Origin of the sequence: Caulobacter sp. 17J80-11, from assembly GCF_014349105.1 — a bacterium.
Taxonomy (GTDB): Bacteria; Pseudomonadota; Alphaproteobacteria; order Caulobacterales; family Caulobacteraceae; genus 17J80-11.
Genome location: NZ_JACSJI010000023.1, coordinates 1 through 18,625, shown reverse-complemented (window position 1 = coordinate 18,625; position 18,625 = coordinate 1). Strand labels below are relative to the sequence as shown.

Annotated in this window: 20 protein-coding genes; 8 read left to right on the top strand and 12 right to left on the bottom strand. The window is 70.6% G+C overall.

Going from position 1 to position 18,625, the window contains the following annotated elements:
• Positions 1-5: 5 nt before the first annotated feature.
• Complete coding sequence (gene infA, locus H8B08_RS17605) at positions 6-275, bottom strand: translation initiation factor IF-1 (protein WP_187451506.1); 270 nt, start codon at positions 273-275, stop codon at positions 6-8.
• A complete protein-coding gene (locus tag H8B08_RS17600) occupies positions 275-484 on the bottom strand; it encodes a cold-shock protein (RefSeq protein ID WP_187451505.1) in 210 nt (69 codons plus the stop codon). The genes infA and H8B08_RS17600 overlap by 1 nt, the downstream gene beginning before the upstream one ends.
• Before the next feature lie 341 nt (positions 485-825).
• Here H8B08_RS17600 and H8B08_RS17595 point away from each other — a divergent pair, with 341 nt between their 5' ends.
• Both H8B08_RS17595 and H8B08_RS17590 read left to right on the top strand, forming a co-directional pair.
• Positions 826-1,074 carry a hypothetical protein gene (locus H8B08_RS17595; protein WP_187451504.1) on the top strand — a complete coding sequence of 83 codons (249 nt, stop codon included), beginning with the start codon at positions 826-828 and terminating at the stop codon, positions 1,072-1,074.
• 1 nt (position 1,075) lies between these two features.
• Positions 1,076-1,333: a hypothetical protein gene (locus tag H8B08_RS17590; protein WP_187451503.1), complete on the top strand. Its 258-nt coding sequence runs from the start codon at positions 1,076-1,078 to the stop codon at positions 1,331-1,333.
• Between the two features lie 11 nt (positions 1,334-1,344).
• Here H8B08_RS17590 and H8B08_RS17585 read toward each other — a convergent pair whose 3' ends face one another.
• Positions 1,345-2,379, bottom strand: a complete 1,035-nt coding sequence (locus H8B08_RS17585; RefSeq protein ID WP_187451502.1) for a fatty acid desaturase — start codon at positions 2,377-2,379, stop codon at positions 1,345-1,347.
• Between the two features lie 146 nt (positions 2,380-2,525).
• Here H8B08_RS17585 and H8B08_RS17580 point away from each other — a divergent pair, with 146 nt between their 5' ends.
• Complete coding sequence (locus H8B08_RS17580) at positions 2,526-2,801, top strand: hypothetical protein (protein ID WP_187451501.1); 276 nt, start codon at positions 2,526-2,528, stop codon at positions 2,799-2,801.
• 232 nt (positions 2,802-3,033) lie between these two features.
• Here the strand turns inward: H8B08_RS17580 and H8B08_RS17575 are convergent, their stop codons facing one another.
• The gene (locus tag H8B08_RS17575; RefSeq protein WP_187451500.1) at positions 3,034-3,297 is read right to left on the bottom strand and encodes a hypothetical protein; all 264 of its coding nucleotides are present in this window, start codon (positions 3,295-3,297) and stop codon (positions 3,034-3,036) included.
• A 134-nt stretch (positions 3,298-3,431) separates the two neighbouring features.
• On the opposite strand from H8B08_RS17575, the gene H8B08_RS17570 reads away from it, so the two are divergent.
• Positions 3,432-4,613, top strand: coding sequence for a sensor histidine kinase (locus H8B08_RS17570; RefSeq protein WP_187451499.1), 1,182 nt, complete (start codon positions 3,432-3,434; stop codon positions 4,611-4,613).
• A 57-nt stretch (positions 4,614-4,670) separates the two neighbouring features.
• Here the strand turns inward: H8B08_RS17570 and H8B08_RS17565 are convergent, their stop codons facing one another.
• The 4 genes from H8B08_RS17565 to H8B08_RS17550 all read right to left on the bottom strand — a co-directional run bounded on the left by H8B08_RS17565 (position 4,671) and on the right by H8B08_RS17550 (position 9,708).
• Positions 4,671-5,744, bottom strand: a complete 1,074-nt coding sequence (locus H8B08_RS17565; protein ID WP_187451498.1) for a UDP-N-acetylglucosamine 4,6-dehydratase family protein — start codon at positions 5,742-5,744, stop codon at positions 4,671-4,673.
• Positions 5,741-7,468 (bottom strand): heparinase II/III family protein, encoded by a 1,728-nt coding sequence (locus H8B08_RS19490; protein ID WP_187451497.1) that lies wholly within the window; start codon positions 7,466-7,468, stop codon positions 5,741-5,743. Before H8B08_RS19490 ends, H8B08_RS17565 begins: the two co-directional genes overlap by 4 nt.
• 16 nt (positions 7,469-7,484) lie before the next feature.
• Positions 7,485-8,150 (bottom strand): ribulose-phosphate 3-epimerase, encoded by a 666-nt coding sequence (gene rpe, locus H8B08_RS17555; protein WP_187451496.1) that lies wholly within the window; start codon positions 8,148-8,150, stop codon positions 7,485-7,487.
• Between the two features lie 256 nt (positions 8,151-8,406).
• On the bottom strand, positions 8,407-9,708 hold the full coding sequence (locus H8B08_RS17550) for an RsmB/NOP family class I SAM-dependent RNA methyltransferase (RefSeq protein ID WP_187451495.1): 1,302 nt from the start codon (positions 9,706-9,708) through the stop codon (positions 8,407-8,409).
• 94 nt (positions 9,709-9,802) lie between these two features.
• Between H8B08_RS17550 and H8B08_RS17545 the strand changes: the two genes are divergently transcribed.
• Positions 9,803-10,369 (top strand): hemerythrin domain-containing protein, encoded by a 567-nt coding sequence (locus H8B08_RS17545; RefSeq protein WP_187451494.1) that lies wholly within the window; start codon positions 9,803-9,805, stop codon positions 10,367-10,369.
• Between the two features lie 172 nt (positions 10,370-10,541).
• On the opposite strand, the gene H8B08_RS17540 is transcribed toward H8B08_RS17545, so the two are convergent.
• Entirely contained in the window at positions 10,542-11,411 is an 870-nt protein-coding gene (locus H8B08_RS17540) for an alpha/beta fold hydrolase (protein WP_187451493.1), read from the bottom strand.
• Positions 11,412-11,624: 213 nt separating this feature from the next.
• On the opposite strand from H8B08_RS17540, the gene H8B08_RS17535 reads away from it, so the two are divergent.
• Positions 11,625-12,902, top strand: coding sequence for an ammonium transporter (locus H8B08_RS17535; RefSeq protein ID WP_187451492.1), 1,278 nt, complete (start codon positions 11,625-11,627; stop codon positions 12,900-12,902).
• On the opposite strand, the gene H8B08_RS17530 is transcribed toward H8B08_RS17535, so the two are convergent.
• The 3 genes from H8B08_RS17530 to H8B08_RS17520 all read right to left on the bottom strand — a co-directional run bounded on the left by H8B08_RS17530 (position 12,899) and on the right by H8B08_RS17520 (position 14,691).
• Positions 12,899-13,189 (bottom strand): hypothetical protein, encoded by a 291-nt coding sequence (locus tag H8B08_RS17530; protein WP_187451491.1) that lies wholly within the window; start codon positions 13,187-13,189, stop codon positions 12,899-12,901. The genes H8B08_RS17535 and H8B08_RS17530 overlap by 4 nt on opposite strands.
• A 19-nt stretch (positions 13,190-13,208) precedes the next feature.
• Entirely contained in the window at positions 13,209-14,009 is an 801-nt protein-coding gene (locus H8B08_RS17525) for an SDR family oxidoreductase (protein ID WP_187451490.1), read from the bottom strand.
• 241 nt (positions 14,010-14,250) lie between these two features.
• Positions 14,251-14,691 carry an Rrf2 family transcriptional regulator gene (locus tag H8B08_RS17520; RefSeq protein WP_187451489.1) on the bottom strand — a complete coding sequence of 147 codons (441 nt, stop codon included), beginning with the start codon at positions 14,689-14,691 and terminating at the stop codon, positions 14,251-14,253.
• Positions 14,692-14,867: 176 nt separating this feature from the next.
• On the opposite strand from H8B08_RS17520, the gene H8B08_RS17515 reads away from it, so the two are divergent.
• On the top strand, positions 14,868-16,835 hold the full coding sequence (locus tag H8B08_RS17515; RefSeq protein WP_187451488.1) for a potassium transporter Kup: 1,968 nt from the start codon (positions 14,868-14,870) through the stop codon (positions 16,833-16,835).
• Positions 16,836-17,127: 292 nt separating this feature from the next.
• Positions 17,128-18,369: an argininosuccinate synthase gene (locus H8B08_RS17510; RefSeq protein ID WP_187451487.1), complete on the top strand. Its 1,242-nt coding sequence runs from the start codon at positions 17,128-17,130 to the stop codon at positions 18,367-18,369.
• The last annotated feature ends 256 nt before the right edge of the window (positions 18,370-18,625 follow it).

Below are 18,625 nucleotides of genomic sequence, written 5' to 3'. Positions count from 1 at the left end.
TCTCCTTAGCGCCGGCGATACTGAGGACGCGCCCCGCCTGGGCGGAACCCTCCCTCGGTCTTGTGCCGGAAGGTGATGCGGCCCTTGTCGAGATCGTAAGGAGTCATCTCGACGGTGACCCGGTCGCCCACGAGCGACCGGATCCTGTTCCGCTTCATGCGCCCGGCCGTGTAGGCCAGGATCACGTGTTCGTTGTCGAGTTTAACGCGGAAGCGTCCCTCGGGCAGAAGCTCGATGACTTCGCCCTCGAACTCGATGAACTCTTCTTTGGCCATCAGGCCGCTTGCAGGTTGACCGCGGATTCCTTGCCGCTGCGACGGTCGATCTCGAGCTCGTAGGCGAGCTTCTGGCCTTCGTCGATGCGGCCCAGCGTCGAGCGCTCGACGGCGCTGATGTGGACGAAGACGTCCTTGCCGCCGTCGTCAGGCTGGATGAAGCCGTAGCCCTTGGTGGAATTGAACCATTTAACAGTACCGGTCGCCATGATGGCCTCCGTGCGTGAGTGCGGCCGCCGCAAGAGCGCGGCGGTCGGGGTCAAGTCTGAAGAGGCGTCTTGGAAACCGAGCGCGTCGCGAACGGAAGAAGGCGCTGACAGCGACAGATAGCTCGACGTCCGGCAAAATGGGCGCGGCGACCCGCTGAGTCCAGCGTCACGACAGAATAATTTCCGGCGCGTCCAAATTTTCCGGGTTCAGACGTGGAATTTCGTGCGAAATTCCCTCGTATCTTTCTCGAAATATTCTTTCGACGACCTGACGAAATCGGGTGTTCACGCGTTCAATCCGATGGCGGCGTGCAAAACATTCAGAACCTCGGAGGTGCGGTATGTCGGAACAGAATGAAGCGACCTGCCGAACGACGCGGGCGGTGGACGCCGTCAACGCCGGCGAAGCCCTGAGGGGCGACGCCGCGGCGCTCACCAACGACGTCAACGAAGCCTACTACCTGGTCCACCAGGCGGTCAGCCGGGCGCTGGCCGAGCCCGGCTGCGCGGAGATTTCCGCCGATGGCCTGTCCCGCGAGATGAGCGAGCGCTTCGCGGAAGACGCGGACGACGCGCCGGACTTCGGCTGACATGGACCCGGTCCGCCGCCCGCCGCCGCCGTTCGGCCATCACGACTACCGCATTTCCTACGCGCACCTCGCCGAGGGGCGCGAGGTGTCGATCAGCGCTGTTCAGGCCGAGCGACTGGTCGTCGGCGACGGCCTGAACATCGAGCGCTCGGACGGGCTCTATTCGATGCTGGTCACCGAGGTCGCCGCCTCCGAGGGAGGCTGGCGGGCCCGCTGCCGGGTGATCGATTTCCACCAGAACCGCCCCTACGAGTTCTGACGCCGACGGGCTCAGGCCCGGCGCAGGTCCCGGAACGACACCAGCCGTCCGCTCGCCTCGTCCCACAGCGCCAACCGCACGCATCCCAGGCTTTCGCGCAGGGTCAGCCGACCCTGCCGCGTCAGTTCCGGGTGGTCCTTCAGCACGTCGTAGAGGCGATAGAACGGAATGCGGCTGTTCAGGTGGTGGACGTGGTGCACCCCGATGTTGGCGGTCAGCCAGCGCAGCGGGGTCGGCAGCTCGTAGTAGGAGCTGCCCTTCAGCGCCGCCTCTTGCAGCACCCACTCGCCGTCCCGAGCCCAGAAGGTCCGCTCGAACTGGTGCTGCACGTAAAACAGCCAGACCCCGGCGGTGGCGGCCAGCATCAGGGTGAGCAGGTAGACCCCCAGGAACGCGGCCGTCCCGAACAGGGCCGCGCCGGCGGCCGCGAAGGCGGCGAAGGCCAGGTTGGTGCCCATGGCGCTGATCCAGGACCGCCAGCCCTTGCGCATGAACCCGAACGGCACGCGTTGCTGCAGCAGGAACAGGTAGGCCGGGCCCAGGCCGAACTGCACCAGCGGGTGGCGGAACAGCCGGTAACGCAGCCGCCGCGGCCATGACATGGCCAGGTAGTCCGCCACCGCCAGGGTCTCGATCCCGCCGAACGCGTCGCGGTCGAGATTGCCCGAGCCGGCGTGGTGCGAGGCGTGCTGCCGCCGCCAGCAGTCGTAAGGGGTCAGGGTGAGGACGCCGATGGCGCGGCCGACCCAGTCGTTGGCCGCCCGCCGGGGAAAGAAGGCGCCGTGACCGCAGTCGTGCTGGATCATGAACAGGCGGACCAGAAAACCCGCGGCCGGGACCGCCAGCAGCAGCCCCCACCACCAGCCGCGTTCGAGCGTTGTCCACGCCAACCCCCAGAGCAGGGCCAGCGGCCCCGCGGTGACGACCAGTTCCCACAGGCCGCGCCGGGTGCTGGGGGTCCGATAGACGGCGAGCGTTCGGGGCCACGCCTGCGCGGCCTCGTCCGGCCGCAAGGATGGCGGGGCGACATCGCCTGGCCTGTTCATCCACGGCCCTCCGACGTTCGGGTTCACGGAGTGGAACGTGTCGGCGGGTGGCCGGTTCAGGCCCTAGAGGGCGGCCGTGCTGTCGCTTGGTTTGCCCGCATGCGCCTCCATCTGTCTGGAGCGGGAGCCGAGGGAAAGGCGTTCCAATGCGCTACGCGATCCAGTTCCAGTATCGTCCTAAAGGCGACACCCTCCCGCAGATCCTCCAGGTCCCCTTCACGTTCGCGCCGGACATCCACCCGACGCTGCTGCCGGCGAGCGGCGACCACGTCATGCTCGGCGGCAAGGATCCCTTGCTCCGGTATGTCGAGAGCCGGATCTACATGTATTCCGGCGAAGGCGACGAGCAGACGTGCACGATCAACATCGTCCTCACCGACTCCGAGATGGTGGGGCTCTCCTCGTTGATCGCGAGGTCCTGAGCCGACCCCGTCGGGGCTCAGTCAGGCCTGTCGTTGTCGTCCGGGGGCGCCGGCCCCGTTCGCTCCGCGCGTTCGGCCACGTTGCGGGCGTCCCGGCGATCCGTCTCGCCATGACGGGCGCGGGCGCGGGCCTCGGCTTCGCGCTCATTCTCAAGCTCGTTCTTGTTCCGGCCGCTCGTTGTTTTCGGCATGTCGCACACTCGCGTCTTCTGCGTGGTCGGTTCCGCAGCCCTCAGCGGGCAGCCGGCCAGAGGCCGCCGCCGCTGGAGACCATGGAGCGCGTGCGGGCGAGATCGTCGGCCACCCGCCTCCAGACCTGGGTCGCGGCGCGGCCGGCCGGGTCCGAAGCGAACTCCGGATTGGAGAACACCTCCTCCAACTCGTCGAGGATGCTCGGATCTCGGGCGGACAGGACCGCGACGAGCGTGCTCAGCAACCGCTCTTCAGCGAGCAGGCGCTGTTCGAGATCGGGAATCCCTTGGGATTTTGACGCCATCGCGCTCTTTCCAGTTCGCCGCCCCGCCATCGCCCCGCCGCTCCCGAAGAGGGAACGTCCGGTTCAGCGGGGGGTTCGCCGATGAGCGGGCGCGCATCGCGCTCTTCGCTATTCACGTAGGCGGCAGTCGAGCCATGCCTTCCGGCCAGGACGACGAGAAGCGGAAGCTGGAGGCGGCGGAGCGACGTGGCGGCGCGTTCGTCGAGGCGGCCGAGACGACGCCGGCGCCCCTGCTGGTGCTGGAGCCCGCCCCGGACGGCGACGTCGTGATCTACGCCAACACCGCCTTCACCACCGTGTTCGGCTACGACCGCGCAGAGATCGTCGGGCGCAGCTGGCGACTGCTGCACGGGCCGGGGACCGACCCTGAGGTCGCACGCCGGCTGGATGCGGCCGTCGCAGACGGGAACGTGACCGTGGAGCTCGAGCTCTACGCGAAGGGCGGCCGCCCGGTGTGGGTTTCGCAGACTGTCGCGCCGGTCGTCGAGGACGGCCGCGTCGTGCGACGGGTCTCGTCCCTGGTCGACGTCACCGCCAGCGTCGCGCGGGGCCACAGGATCGAGGAGTTGGCGGAAACCCTGGAGGCGCGGGTGAGGGCGCGCACAGCGCGGCTGGAACGCACGCTGGCGCGCCTTAAGGCCGAAGTCGAGCGGAGGCGCAGCGCCGAGCACGTGCTGCGGGACGCCTTGGCCGACAACGAGCGGCACCTGGCCGAGAAGGGCGCCCTGGCCCAGGAGATCGACCACCGCGCCAAGAACGCGATCCAGCTGGTCATGTCGCTGCTGCAGGCCCAGGCGGGCCGGACCGAAAGCCCGGAGACCCGCGCCGCCCTCAAGACCGCCATCGAACGGCTGGCCTGGGTCGCCGAAGCGCACGCCATGCTCTACCAGGGCGAAGATCCCGCTCACATCGAGGTGGCGGACTACCTGGCCCGGCTGGCGCCGAAGCTCATCGCCTCGATGGAGAGCGCGCCGCAAAGGATCGATCTGCAGATCGACGCCGACGACGCGTTCTGGCCGCCGGACCTCGTCGTTCCCATTGGACTGATCACGAGCGAAGCGATCACCAACGCCATGAAGTACGCTTTCCCGGGCGGACGCCCGGGGCGGCTGAAGGTGAGCCTGCGGGTTCGCGGATCGGAAGCCCGCATCACGATCGCCGACGACGGGGTGGGCCCGCCGGAGGGCGCCGCCTCAGGCGGCCTCGGCCTGAGGCTGATCGAGGTGTTCGCCAAGCAGATCCATGGCGAAGCGAAGCTGGCCGCCAACCCGGGCGGCGGGGCCGCGCTCGAGGTGAGATTTGAGTGTCCGGAGTAACGGGGGCGGGCGACCGCGAGCGGAAATCCTGGAGCGCGCCGCCGGCGTGAGGCGAACTCACCCCGGCCGGAAGGCCGGCTCCAAGGCCTGCAGCCAGTCCTGGGTGTGCTTCTCGCGGCGCTGGGCGGCGGCGTCGAGCAGCTCCAGCAGCGGGCCCTCCAGCAGGTGCCACGGCTCGCCCTCTTCGCGGGCGACCATCACCCCGTCCAGGCTGGTCGGGGCGACGTCCTCGGCGGCGTAGAAGATTTCCTCGGCCAGCTTCTCGCCCGGGCGCAGGCCCGTATAGACCACGCCCACGTCGACCTCCGGGCGCAGGCCGTGCTGGCGGATCAGCCGCCGCGCCAGCTCGTCGATGCGGACCGGCTCGCCCATGTCGAGCACGAAGACGGCGCTGTCGCCGGGTCCCGCCGGCAGGCCGGCGGCCTGCAGCACGAGGCCGGCGCTCTCCTCAACGGTCATGAACCAGCGGACCATGTCGGGGTGGGTGACGGTGAGCGGGCCGCCGGACGCGATCTGGCGCTGGAACAGCGGGATCACCGAGCCGGCCGAGCCCAGCACGTTGCCGAACCGGACCACGGCGGCCCGGGCCGAACCGTCCGGGGCCAGGGCCTGGACCACCCGCTCGGCGATCCGCTTGGTCGCGCCCATCACGTTGGTCGGGTTGACCGCCTTGTCGGTAGAGATGAACACGAAGGCCGAGGCGCCCTCGCGGGCCAGGCGCATGACGTTGAGCGCCCCGCCGACATTGGTCAGCACCGCCTCGCACGGATGGGTCTCCATCAGCGGCACGTGCTTCAGGGCGGCGGCGTGCAGCACAACGTCGGGCCGCTCGCGGGCGAACAGGGTCTCCATCCGGCGCCGGTCGCGCACGTCGCCGAGCTCCGCCGTCCAGTCGGTCTCGGCGAAGCGGACGCCCATCTCCTGGTCGGCGGCGTAGAGGTTGTATTCCGAGGCGTCGAGCAGGACGAGCCGCTCGGGGTTCAGCGCCGCCACCTGGCGGGTCAGCTCGCCGCCGATGGTGCCGCCCGCGCCGGTGACCAGCACCCGCCGCCCCTCGACCAGCGAGCGGACAGGATCAAGGTCCAGAACCCGCGCCGGCCGGGCCAGCAGGTCGGCGGCGCTCAGGTTCATACAGGCGTCTCCGCCGCGCCGGCCGGCGCCAGCTTCCAGCGCACCCGGGTGGGTGCGTCGGTGCGCGCCACGCCCCTCAGCACGATCTGCGAGGTCTTGCGCGGCGTTCCGTTCTCGAAGTGGGCGGACGGTTCGATGGAGACCTCCCCGGCGTCGGTTCGGAACCACCAACCGCGGCCGGAAGGTCCGCGCAAAAGAACGCTTTTCCGATCGCGCGCCAGCGACACCTGCACCTCAGGGTGTAGATGGAAGCGCACGGCGTAGGGCGTGGCCAGCGGCCGGGGCCGCACGCCGACCGGTTCCAGCCGGTCCTCGCCGCGCAGTTCGTCGGCCCGGGCGTCGACGTACAGCCGCCGCTCATGGGCGAGGCCGTAGCGCGCGACCCAGCCGTCGTGGGCGGCTTCGACCCACAGGGCGCCGTCGACGTCCTGGCGGCGCGTCTCGACCCGGAAGGCCGGCCCGTCCAGCCGCGCGCCGAGGATCTCGGCCAGCTTGCCGTCCAGCGGCGTCAGCACCGAGTGCTCGCCCAGCGAGACGGTGGAGCCGGCGGCGGTCAGGCGGAAGCCCTGGCGGTCGTGGACCCGCTCGCTCCAGCCGGCGTTGGTGATCAGCCGGTCGCGGCCGCAGACCACCTCGACGGCCAGCGGCTGGGCGCAGGCGGACACCGCGTAGACGCCCCGCGCCGGCGCGCCGGCGTCCAGCATCACCTGCAGCATCTGGCCTTCGAGCCGGTGATAGCGCCCGTCGGGCAGCTCGCGCGGGACCCGCCCTTCGGAGCCGTCGTGGGCGAGGGCGGCGTCGACCCGGGCGGCGGTCGACGCCTCGCCGCCCTGGAAGCAGGCCAGCCGGCCGTCGCCGAGGCGCAAGGTCCGCAGGCCCTGGGTCAGGCGGTCGATGGCGCGGTTCAGCTCCGGCGGGGCGGCGCGGCCCAGCCGATGCAGGGCGTCGTCCAGGGCCAGCAGGTCGAACAGCAGCTCCAGCCCGGCCTCGGGACTGCGCGAGGCGTGGCTGCCGTCCGGCAGGACCGCGCGGCCGAGCCCCCGGCGCAGGCGGGGCAGGGCGCGGGCCAGCAGGCCGTGGCCCGCCGGGTCGGCCAGCGCCGCGCCGGCCAGGGCGACCGCGGCGGTGTGCTCGGCCGCCCAGGCCCGGTCGTCGGGCAGGCGCAGCAGGTGGCGCGCCTGGCGGGCCAGCAGGTCGGCCAGCCACACGGCGTCGGCCGGCTCGCCGGCGGCGGCCAGGTATGGGGCGGCGCAGGCCAGGTTGAACACCCGGCGCGACAACACCTCGCGGCCCCAGGCGAAGGGCGACCAGGCCCCGAAGGTGTCGGCCCAGGACGCGACCAGGCGCAGGCCCTCGGCCACGCCGGGCCCGCCGACCCGGACCAGGTGCGGCAGCCAGGCGAAGCGGTGCAGCTCGACCGCGAAGGCTCGAGTGGGGCTGGGGCGGTTCCAGGGGTCGCCGCCGCGCCCGACCTCGAGCAGGGCGCCGGCGAAGTGATAGCGGCCGGACAGCAAAAGCCGCGCGGACTGGGCGTCGCCGGGGCGGAAGTCGCGCGGCGCGACGGCGAAGCCCGCCGCCTTGGGGAAGGCCAGGGTCAGGCCGTAGCCGGGGACGCCGAAGCTTTCGACCGCGGCCTGTCGGGCGGCCACGCGGGCGGCCGCGGCGACCCACGGCAGATGCGGCAGGCGGATCGGGACGGGGCCGAGCAGCGGCTGGTCCGTCATGCCCCCGCCCGCAGACTCAGGCGCCCTTCAAGGCGCGGATGTTGTCGGCGTAGACGCCCGGGCCGCCCTTGAACACGGCGGTGCCGGCCACGAGCGCGGTGGCGCCGGCCTCGACGCAGCGCTTGGCGGTGTCAACGTTGACCCCGCCGTCGACCTGCAGCACGGCCTTGGAGCCGGCCTGGTCCAGCATGCGGCGGATGCGCTCGATCTTGCGCAGCTGGGACGAGATGAAGCTCTGGCCGCCGAAGCCGGGGTTGACCGACATCACCAGCACCAGGTCGACCTCCTCCATCACCTCGTGGACGATCTCCACGGGGGTGGCCGGATTCAGCACCACGCCGGGCTTGGCGCCCAGCTCGCGGATGCGGCGCAGCGTGCGGTGCAGGTGCGGGCCCGATTCGGGGTGCACGCTCATATAATCGGCCCCGGCGGCGCGGAACGCCTCCAGGAACGGGTCGACCGGCGCGATCATCAGGTGCACGTCGAACGGGATCCTGGCGTGCGGGCGCAGCGCCTTCACCACGTCCGGGCCGATGGTGATGTTGGGCACGAAGTGGCCGTCCATCACGTCGACGTGGACCCAGTCGGCCCCGGCCGCCTCGATCGCCGCCACTTCGGCGCCGAGCTTGGCGAAGTCGCTGGCCAGGATGGACGGGCAGATCAGGGGAGCGGACGCGGTCATGGTCCGGACTTACGTGTCCCGCGCGAACACGGCAAGGGCGACGGCGTGGCGCGGGCCGGAGTCAAGGTTGATCAACATCAATCTCCTCCCCGGCGGCGGAGCCGCGGGGGAGGAGGACCACGCAAAGCGTGGTGGAGGGGGCGAGCCGATGCACCCGCGATCAACCTCCACCGTTGACGCGGCCCGTTCGCCCCCTCCACCGCCTTCGGCGCTCCCCCTCCCCCGTTTCGCTGCGCTTCACAGGGAGGAGAGGGGCTCACCCCTTCCGCACCAGGCGCGCCGCGAAGAAGCCGTCCAGGCCGCCGCGGTCGGGCCACTCCGAGGGCAGGATGCGCAGCCAGCCCTCCCTGGTCACCGCGTCCTCAGGCGCGCCGGCCTCGCCCGGGGCGCAGGGCTCGGTCGTGAAGTCCGGGCGGCGGCGCAGGAAGGCGATGATCTGGGCCTCGCCCTCCTCGCGCTCGAGCGAGCAGACGCAGTAGACGAGGCGCCCGCCCGGCTTGACCCGCTCGGCCGCGGCGTCCAGCAGCCGGTGCTGAACGTCGGCCAGCTTGGCGATGTCAGCCGGCTTGGTGCCCCACAGCACGTCGGGATTGCGCCGGAAGGTCCCGGTCGAGGTGCAGGGCGCGTCCAGCAGCACGGCGTCGAAGGTGCGCGCGTCCTCCCAGGCCTCGGCGTCGGCGGCGAGCGCTTCGACCTTCAGGCCGATGCGCGCGAAGTTCTCGTTCAGCCGCTTCAGCCGGTTGGGCGAGCGGTCCAGCGCGACCACTTCGGCCCCGGCCGCGGCCAGCTGCAGGGTCTTGCCGCCGGGCGCCGCGCACAGGTCGAGCGCGGTCTGCACCGGCTTCACGTCCAGCAAGCGGGCCGGAACGGCGGCGGCGGCGTCCTGCACCCACCAGGCGCCCTCGGCGAAGCCCGGCCATTCGGCCAGGTCGCCCTTGCGGCGCACGCGCAGGCTTCCGCCCGGCAGCACCTCGGCCTCCAGCGCCTGGGCCCAGCGCTCGGCCTCGGCCGGATCGCGCAGGGTCAGGTCGGTGGGCGGCTCCTGCGGGACGGTCGCGGCCACCGCGCGCGCGGTCTCCTCGCCGAAGGCCGCGGCCCAGCGGGCGAAGATCCAGGACGGCAGCCAGGCGTCCGCGGCGATCCCCGGCGCGCCGTCGCGGGCCACGCCGCGCAGCACGGCGTTGATCAGGCCCTTGAACGGGCGGGTCGAACCGTCGCGCTCGGCCAGCTTCACCGTGGTCGACACCGCCGCGAAATCCGGCACGTCCAGCGCCCACAGCTGGGCCACACCGATGCGCAGCAGCTCGCGCACCGCCTGCGGCGGCGGCTTCTGCATGCGCCCGTCCAGCGCCCGGTCGATGCCGCCCAGCCGGCGCAGGGTGGCCATGGCCAGGGCGCGGGCGAAGCCGCGGTCCTGCGGCGGCAGCTTGGCGAAGGCGGGATGGGACAGGGCCTCGTCCAGTCCGCCCCGGCGCGCCAGGGCCGTGGAGATCAGGTCGAGGGCGGCGAGGCGCGCGGGGAGGCCGGGATCGGATTGGCCGGGATCGGGCTGGGTCATCGGGCGCGCTTTTGCGCCGGTCTCCGCCCGTCGGCAAGGGCCGGAACCGCCGGAGGGGGCGGGGGTTTGCTCCGGAGCCACGGGAGATCGAGCGATGGGAACTCATGAACACGCGCACCGGACGGGCCTGGGCGCGGTGGCCGGCGCCGCCGCGGTCGGCCTGATCGCCGGCCTGGTCGCCGACCGGGGCCGCAAGGCGATGACCCAGGCCGCGGAAGGCCTGGCCGGCGACTGGGTGGACGTGCTGAAGGCCGAGCACCTGATGGTGTTCGAGCTGTTCGACCGGCTGGAGGCGACAGCCGCCAACGAGACCGGCAAGCGCACGCGCATGCTGATCAAGATCCGCCAGGCGATCACCAAGCACGCGGTGCAGGAGGAGAACGTGGTCTATCCGGCCCTGGCCCGGGCCGACCCCAGCGGCGAGGCCGCCAAGCTGTTCGCCGACCACGCCGACGTGAAGACCGCGCTGTACGAGCTGGAGGTCCTGGCCAAGGACGATCCACAGTGGATGCCCAAGGCCCGCGCGCTGCGCCACAACATCGAAGAGCACGCCCGCAAGGAGGAGGACGAGATCTTCCCGGCGCTGCGCAACCGCTTGTCGGACGAGGACAGCGCCAAGCTGACGGCGCTGATGCTGAAGGAAGGCCAACGGCTGGCGTGAGCTCTTCTCCTCCCCTGTGAGCGAAGCGAAACGGGGGAGGGGGACCGCCGAAGGCGGTGGAGGGGGCGAGCCGGCGCGCAAAGCGAACAAGTGCAAGCGCGGTGGATGCGGTTCGCCCACTCCACCACGCTTCGCGTGGTCCCCCTCCCCCGCTTCGCAGGGGGGAGAGATTTCACCCCAGCTCCCCCAGGAACCGCAGGATCGCCGCCTTCGCCGCGGGCTCGGTCAGCATGGGGGCGTGGCCGACGTCGGGCACTTCGACATAGGCCATGTTCGGCGCGTGCTGGCGCATCAGGGCCACGCCGTCCTGGTCCAGCAGGTCGGAAATGCCGCCGCGCACCAGCAGCATCGGCTTGCGGGCCAGGGCCATGAACAGCGGCAGCATGTCGGGGGCCGGCTTGTCGGGGCTGGCCGCCTTGAACGGCTCGGCGATGCGCGGATCGTAGGCCAGCACCGGCCGGCCGCGCGGGCCGCGGTCGAACACCCGGTCGACGAACATCCGCCAGTCGCGGTCGCGATTGTTGGGGAAGGCGGCGCCGTTGGTGCGCTTCACGTACTCGCGCGCGTCCCTCCAGTTGCGGATCTCCACCGGCTTGCCGGTGTAGGCCACGATCCGCGCCAGGCCGACCGGCGACAGCTGCGGGCCGACATCGTTGATCACCGAGCCGGCGATCAGCTCGGGCCGGCGAAGCGCCAGCATCATGGTGATCAGTCCGCCCATGCTGGTGCCCATGAACACCGCCTGCGACAGGCCCAGCTGGTCGAACAGGGCGCCGACGTCCTCGGCGTAGGTGCCGGGGTGGTAGTTCATCGGCTCCGGATCGCGGTCAGAGCGGCCGCGCCCGCGCACGTCGACGGCCAGCACCCGGCGGCCCGAGGCGGCCAGGTAGGGCGCGACCTCGCCGAAGTCGCGGCTGTTGCGGGTCAGGCCGTGGATGCAGACCACCGGCAGGCGGGCCGGGCCGGGCGCGGCGGCGTAGTCGCGCGCGTACAGCTTCAGGCCGTCGGCCGAGGTCCACCAGCGATCCGTGAAGCCCGTCATCGCCCCGCTCCCGAATAATTCAGCGCCCGATGAAGAGCCGCGCCGTCGCCGCCGTCAAGCGCAAGGTGACCGATGTTCACGGAACATCTTGCGCGGCGCAGCGAAGCAGGCTCACAGTTCGCACCCGCAGCATCACGCGCGGGGGCGACAGTGGCGGGCGGTCGAGTGTTCGGGGCGGGTCTCGCCCTAGGCGTCTTTGCGCTGGTTGGGGGAATGGCTCAGTCGGCGCAAGCCGCGGTCCCAATTCAGGTCCTCCGCCATCAGGTCCCGCTGGAGCTTGATCAGGCGGCGTCGTCCTGGGTGCTGACCTCGACCGCGCTGGTCCTCCTGATGACTCTCCCGGGCCTGGCCCTGTTCTACGGCGGCATGGTGCGGCGCAAGAACGTCCTGGCCACCGTCGCCCAGTCGGCGGCCTCGGCCGTGGTGGTCACCCTGCTGTGGTTCATCGCCGGCTATTCGCTGGCCTTCGGTAAGGCGGCGAGCCCCGGGCTCGACGCGGTGATCGGCGGCTTCCAGGCCCTGTTCCTCGACGGCGTGCGGGTCGACACCGCCCACAGCCTGGCCAAGGGCCTGCCGGAGTTTCTCTGGATCGCCTACCAGATGACCTTCGCCATCATCACCCCGGCCCTGATCGCCGGCGCCTTCGCCGAGCGGATGAAGTTCTCGGCCTTCCTGCTGTTCGTCGTGCTCTGGCACCTGATCGTCTACGCGCCGGTCTGCCACTGGGTGTGGGGCGGCGGCTTCCTGGGCCGCGCCGGGGTGCTGGACTTCGCCGGCGGGGCGGTCGTGCACGTCAATTCCGGGGTGGCGGGCCTGGTCTGCGCGCTGGTGCTGGGGCCGCGCCGCGGCTTCGGGCGGGACAACCTGGCCCCGCACAACCTGGTGCTGACCATGATCGGGGCCAGCCTGCTGTGGGTCGGCTGGATCGGTTTCAACGCCGGCTCGGCCTGGGCGGCGGACGGGATCGCCGCGGCGGCCCTGATCTCAACCCTGATCGCGGCGGCGGCCGGCGGCGTCGGCTGGACGGCGCTGGAGTGGGTCGAGCGCAAGAAGCCCACCCTGCTGGGCCTGGTCTCCGGCGCGGTGGCGGGCCTGGTCGCGATCACGCCCGCGGCCGGCTTCACCGACCCGAAGGGCGGCTTTTTCATCGGCCTGATCGGCGGAGCGGCCTGCTACGGCGGCGCGGTCTGGCTGAAGCGGAAACTCAAGTACGACGACAGCCTCGACGCGTTCGGCGTGCACGGCGTCGGCGGCCTGGTCGGGGCCATCCTCACCGGCCTGTTCGCCAACGCCGCCATCAACCCGGCGGCGGAGGGCGCCAGCGTGCTCAAGCAGGCCTGGGGCCTGCTGGCCGTGATCGCCTGGAGCGGCGTGGCGACGTACGGAATCCTGTGGATCTGCAAGCTGACCACCGGCCTGCGCGTGACCAAGGACGAGGAGATCGAAGGCCTCGACCTGACCCAGCACGGCGAGGCGCTGCACGACGCCTAAGTTTTTCTCGGAGTGGGGCGGAGCCCGTTTCGCTCCTCACCGGCCGCGTAACGGTTCATGTCGCCGACCGCCTTTTCGAAAGCCGTTCGAATCTCGGCCTGGCTAAAGCCGCGATCCCAAAGCTCGGTCATCAGCGTGTTGATGATCTCATCGAGAGCGACACGGTCCGGATACGGATTGTCCCTCGCAAATTTTGCGCACTGGTCGCCGAAGTCGCAGGCGGCGACATAGGCGCAGTCCCACAGGCGATCGCCTTCATCCAACTCGCTTTCGCCAGACCCGCACATCTCGCATCTCCGAGTAGGCTCAGATCCGCCCCAGCCGGCCCGCGTGCCGGGTCGCCAGGTGCAGGACCCACTCGTCGGGGATCACCTTCAGCACCGCGCTGATCGCCTTGTAGGGCGCGCCGGGCACGCTGATGGGGCGGTTGGCTTCGGCCGCCTCGTAGCCGGCGGCGGCGACCTCGTCGGCGCCCATCCACATCCACTCCGGATAGGCCTGGCTGACCTTGGCGCGCGAGCCGTTGACGTCGTGGAATTCGGAATAGGTGTAGCCGGGGCAAAGCGCCGCCACGTGCACGCCGCGGTCGCGGGTCTCCAGGTGCAGGCCGGCCGACCACTTGATCAGATAGCTCTTGGTCGGGCCGTAGAGGGTGTCGCCCGGGCTGGCCGGCAGCAGGCCCGCCACCGAGCAGATGTTGACGATCCGCCCGAACCGGTCGTCCAGCATGGCCGGCAGCACCCGGTGCGCCAGCTCGGTCGGCGCCATGAGCATGACCTGAAGCATGGCCCGGTGGTCGTCCCAGGGGGTGTCCACGAAACCGTTGGTCTTACTGTAGCCGGCGTTGTTGACCAGCGCGTCGACCTTGCGGCCCTCGGCGTGCACGGCCTCCAGCAGCTGTTCCGGCGCGGCCGGATCGGACAGGTCGGCCGGAATGACCAGGGTCTCGACGCCGTAGCGCAGGCGGATCTCGTCGGCGAGCGCGGCCAGCCGTTCGGTCCGGCGCGCGGTCAGGGCCACGTCCCAGCCGCGCGCGGCGTAGGTGCGGGCGAAGGCCGCCCCGATGCCGGCCGAAGCCCCGGTGATCAGACACAACCGACGGGTCAAGATGCGGACTCCGCGAATGAAACCGGGCCGGAGACCAGCACGGGCGGGGCGAGGGTTCAAGCGGTGAAGGTTTGTGGGCCGCCCTCAAACCGTCATCCCGGAAAGCGCGCAGCGCTTATCCGGGACCCAGCAAGCTCGACGCCAACGCTCCGGACTTGCGCTGCAACACGCGCTTGCTGGGTCCCGGCTCTCCGCGGAGCTTACGCCCCGCTACGGCCGGGATGACGGACGTTAGAGTGGCCTACTCCGCCGCCACCGCCGCCGGGCATTCCTTCAACAGGTCGGCCACGGTGATCTGCGCCAGGCGGGCGCCGGCGGCTTCGTCGGCGGCCTTGATGGCCGCCCCGACCGCGCGAGGGATGCTCTCGCCCACCGGGCAGCCCTTGGCCCCCGCCGGCGGACAGCCCAGCTGGGCGCAGCCGTGCACGGCGCGCAGCACCTGATCGAGCGTGATCGTCTGGGGCTGGCGCAACAGCCACGCCCCGCCGTTGGCGCCCGGGCGGGTGGCGATCAGGCCGGCCTTGGCCAGCAGGGCGGTGACGCGGCGCACCACCACCGGATTGGTCGGCACCGAGGCGGCCAGCACGGCGCTGGACACCGCCTGTTCGGCCGCAAACGCGCCCTTGTGGGCCAGATAGGCCAGGGCGTGCGCGGCGACGGGGAATCTCTGGCTGTCTGACATCGGTGTCGTTTTCCTGCAGTGGAACGTAAGACCGACGACCGGCGGTTTCAAAGCGCAAAGCGCCGCGCCGCGATTGTAAAGCGTTACGGCGCGATTGAACGGCGCCGGGAAACGGCGTATGGGCGCGTCCGCAATCGCGAGATCGGGCCGCAAGTCCGCGGTCCCGGAGGGATTGAATGGCTGGGGACACCCCCGGCGCGAACGGCTCCTCCCCGAGCCCCGCGCCGACGCCCACGGGCGTCGAAATTTCCAAGCACGGCATGATGGGTCCCCACGCGCACGAGGGGGAGGGCTTCTTCGCGCTCGCCCTGGGCGCGGTCGGCGTCGTCTTCGGCGACATCGGCACCAGCCCGCTCTACGCCATGCGTGAAGCCCTGGCCCATTCCAAGGGCGGCGGCACCGCCGAACTGGCGGTGCTGGGCGTGATCTCGCTGGTGTTCTGGGCGCTGATCCTGATCGTGACGGTGAAGTACGTCATGTTCCTGATGCGGGCCGACAACAAGGGCGAGGGCGGCACGCTGGCTCTGATGGCGCTGGCCCAGCACGCGCTGGGCAAGCGCTCGACCTGGATCTTCTTCCTGGGCGTCTGCGGCGCCTCGCTGTTCTACGGCGACGGCATCATCACGCCGGCGGTGTCGGTCCTGTCGGCGGTCGAGGGCCTGAAGGACGCGCCGGGCCTGGGACGGGTGATGGCGCCGCTGGTGCTGCCGATCGCCGCCGTCATCCTGGTCGCCCTGTTCATGGTCCAGTCGAAGGGCACGGCCAGCGTGGCCAAGTTCTTCGGCCCGATCATGGCCGCCTGGTTCCTGACCCTGGCGGGCCTGGGCGTCTACCACATCACCGACGACCTCTCGATCGTGCGCGCGCTCAGCCCGCACTACGGCGTGGCCTTCCTGATCGACAATGGCATCCTAGGCTTTGTCATCCTGGGCAGCGTCTTCCTGGCGGTGACCGGGGCCGAGGCGCTGTACGCCGACATGGGCCACTTCGGTAAGAAGCCGATCCGCGCCGCCTGGCTGTGGTTCGCCCTGCCGTGCCTGACCCTGAACTATCTGGGCCAGGGCGCCCTGGTGCTGTCGCATCCCGAAGCCCACAAGAACCCGTTCTTCGCCATGATCCCGGAGATCGCCTACTGGCCGGTGCTGATCCTGGCCGCGGCGGCCACCGTGATCGCCAGCCAGGCGGTCATCACCGGCGCCTTCTCCCTGACCCAGCAGGCGGTCCAGCTGGGCCTGCTGCCGCGCATCGACATCAAGCGCACCTCCGAGACCCAGGCCGGCCAGATCTTCGTGCCGCAGGTGAACACCTTCCTGATGGTCGGCGTGCTGATCCTGCTGGTGATGTTCCGCACCTCGTCCAACCTGGCCGCGGCCTACGGCATCGCGGTGACCGGGGCGATGTTCGTCGACACCCTGCTGGCCTTCGTGATCCTGCGCTACATGTGGAAGCGCCCGGTCTGGCAGGCCCTGGCCGTGGCGGTCGGCTTCGGCGCGATCGACGTGGTGTTCATCAGCTCCAACCTGCTGAAGATCCCGCAGGGGGCGTGGATGCCGCTGGTGCTGGGCGGCGGCCTGGTGCTGATCATGTGGACCTGGTCGAAGGGGACGCAGATCCTGTTCGACAAGACCCGCCGCGACTCCATCCCGCTGAACGACCTGATCGAGATGCTGAAGGCGCGTCCGCCGCACCGCGCGCCGGGCACCGCCATCTTCCTGACCTCCGACCCGCAGGTCGCGCCGGTCGCGCTGATGCACAACCTCAAGCACAACAAGGTGCTGCACGAGAAGAACGTCATCCTGTCGGTGACGACCTCGGACGCGCCGCGGGTGCCGGAGGGCGAGCGGATCCAGATCGAGACCGTCAACGAGGACTTCAAGCGCGTGGTGCTGAACTACGGCTTCATGGAGACCCCGAACGTGCCCAAGGCGCTGGGCCTGTGCCGTCGCCAGGGGCTGAAGTTCGACATCATGTCGACCTCGTTCTTCCTGGGCCGCCGCTCGGTGGTGCCGTCGGCCACCTCGGGCATGCCGCTGTGGCAGGACCACCTGTTCATCTACCTGATGCGCAACGCCGCCAACCCGACCGATTTCTTCCACATCCCGCCGGGACGCGTGGTCGAGTTGGGCACGCAGGTGACGGTGTAAGTCGACGTTGCTCCTCCCCTGCGAAGCGGGGGAGGAGGACCATGCGGAGCATGGCGGTGGGGGCGAACCGGCGCACGACGGCTGGTCCAGACTGCTAAATCTCTTTGAGGGCGCGCTCGCGGCTCGCCCCCTCCACCGCCTTCGGCGGTCCCCCTCCCCCGTTCCGCTGCGCTCCACAGGTGAGGAGAGAGGCGCCGCCCTCCCACACTGTCGTCAATGGACTCTTGAACCTCGGGGGTATGGGCGCTAAGGGCGCGCGTCCTTTCTCCCCCAGTCGAGGCTCCTCCCCCCGATGTCCGACCGCGCGCCCGTCAAGAAAGTCGTCCTCGCCTACTCCGGCGGGCTCGACACCTCGATCATCCTGAAGTGGCTGCAGACCGAATACGGCGCGGAGGTCGTGACCTTCACCGCCGACCTCGGCCAGGGCGAGGAGCTGGAGCCGGCGCGCAAGAAGGCCGAGCTGCTCGGCATCAAGCCGGAGAACATCTTCATCGAGGACCTGCGCGAGGAGTTCGTGCGGGACTACGTGTTCCCGATGTTCCGGGCCAACACGGTCTATGAGGGCCAGTACCTGCTCGGCACCTCGATCGCCCGGCCGCTGATCGCCAAGAAGCAGATCGAGATCGCCCGCAAGGTCGGCGCCGACGCCGTCTGTCACGGCGCCACCGGCAAGGGCAACGACCAGGTCCGCTTCGAGCTGGGCTACTATGCGCTGGAGCCCGACATCCACGTGATCGCCCCCTGGCGCGAGTGGGACTTCAAGAGCCGCGAGGCTCTGCTGGCCTTCGCCGAGAACCACCAGATCCCGATCAGCAAGGACAAGCGCGGCGAGGCCCCGTTCTCGGTCGACGCCAACCTGCTGCACTCCTCGTCCGAGGGTAAGGTGCTGGAAGATCCGGCCGTCGAGGCGCCGGAGTTCGTGCACCAGCGCACCATCTCGCCGGAAGCCGCCCCGGACACCCCGACCGTCTTCACCATCGACTTCGAGAAGGGCGATCCGATCGCCATCGACGGTCACCGCCTGTCGCCGGCGCAACTGTTGACCAAGTTGAATCAACTGGGCCACGACAACGGCGTCGGCCGCCTCGACCTGGTCGAGAACCGCTTCGTGGGCATGAAGTCGCGCGGCGTCTACGAGACCCCGGGCGGCACCATCCTGCTGGCCGCCCACCGCGGCATTGAAAGCATCACGCTGGACCGCGGGGCCATGCACCTGAAGGACGAGCTGATGCCGAAATACGCGTCGCTCGTTTACAACGGCTTCTGGTTCTCGCCGGAGCGCGAGATGCTGCAGGCCGCCATCGACCACAGCCAGCAGCTGGTCACCGGCCGCGTGACCGTGAAGCTCTACAAGGGCAACGTCACGATCATCGGCCGCGAGAGCCCGTTCAGCCTCTACGACCAGGACCTGGTCACCTTCGAGGAAGGCGCGGTCGCCTACGACCACCGCGACGCCGCCGGCTTCATCAAGCTGAACGCCCTGCGTCTGCGCGTCGCCGCCAAGCGCGACCGCAAGCTGGCCAACCCGGAGTAAGCGATCTCCCGCACGTCCGGGCGGCGCGGCGTGAGCCGTCCCGCCCGGCGGCGGGTTACGCAAGCTTAAGGTGCCTGATCGCCCGGCCGAGGTCATGCTGCGCGACCGAGGGATAGGGAGACCTTCACATGCGCAGCAACAAGTTGGCCGCGGTCGTCGTCGCGACGGCCGCGCTCGTCGGGACGGCCGCCTTCGCCGCCCAGCCGCCGGCCCCGCCGGCTCCGCCCGCGGCCCCGGTCGCTCCGGAAGCGCCGGC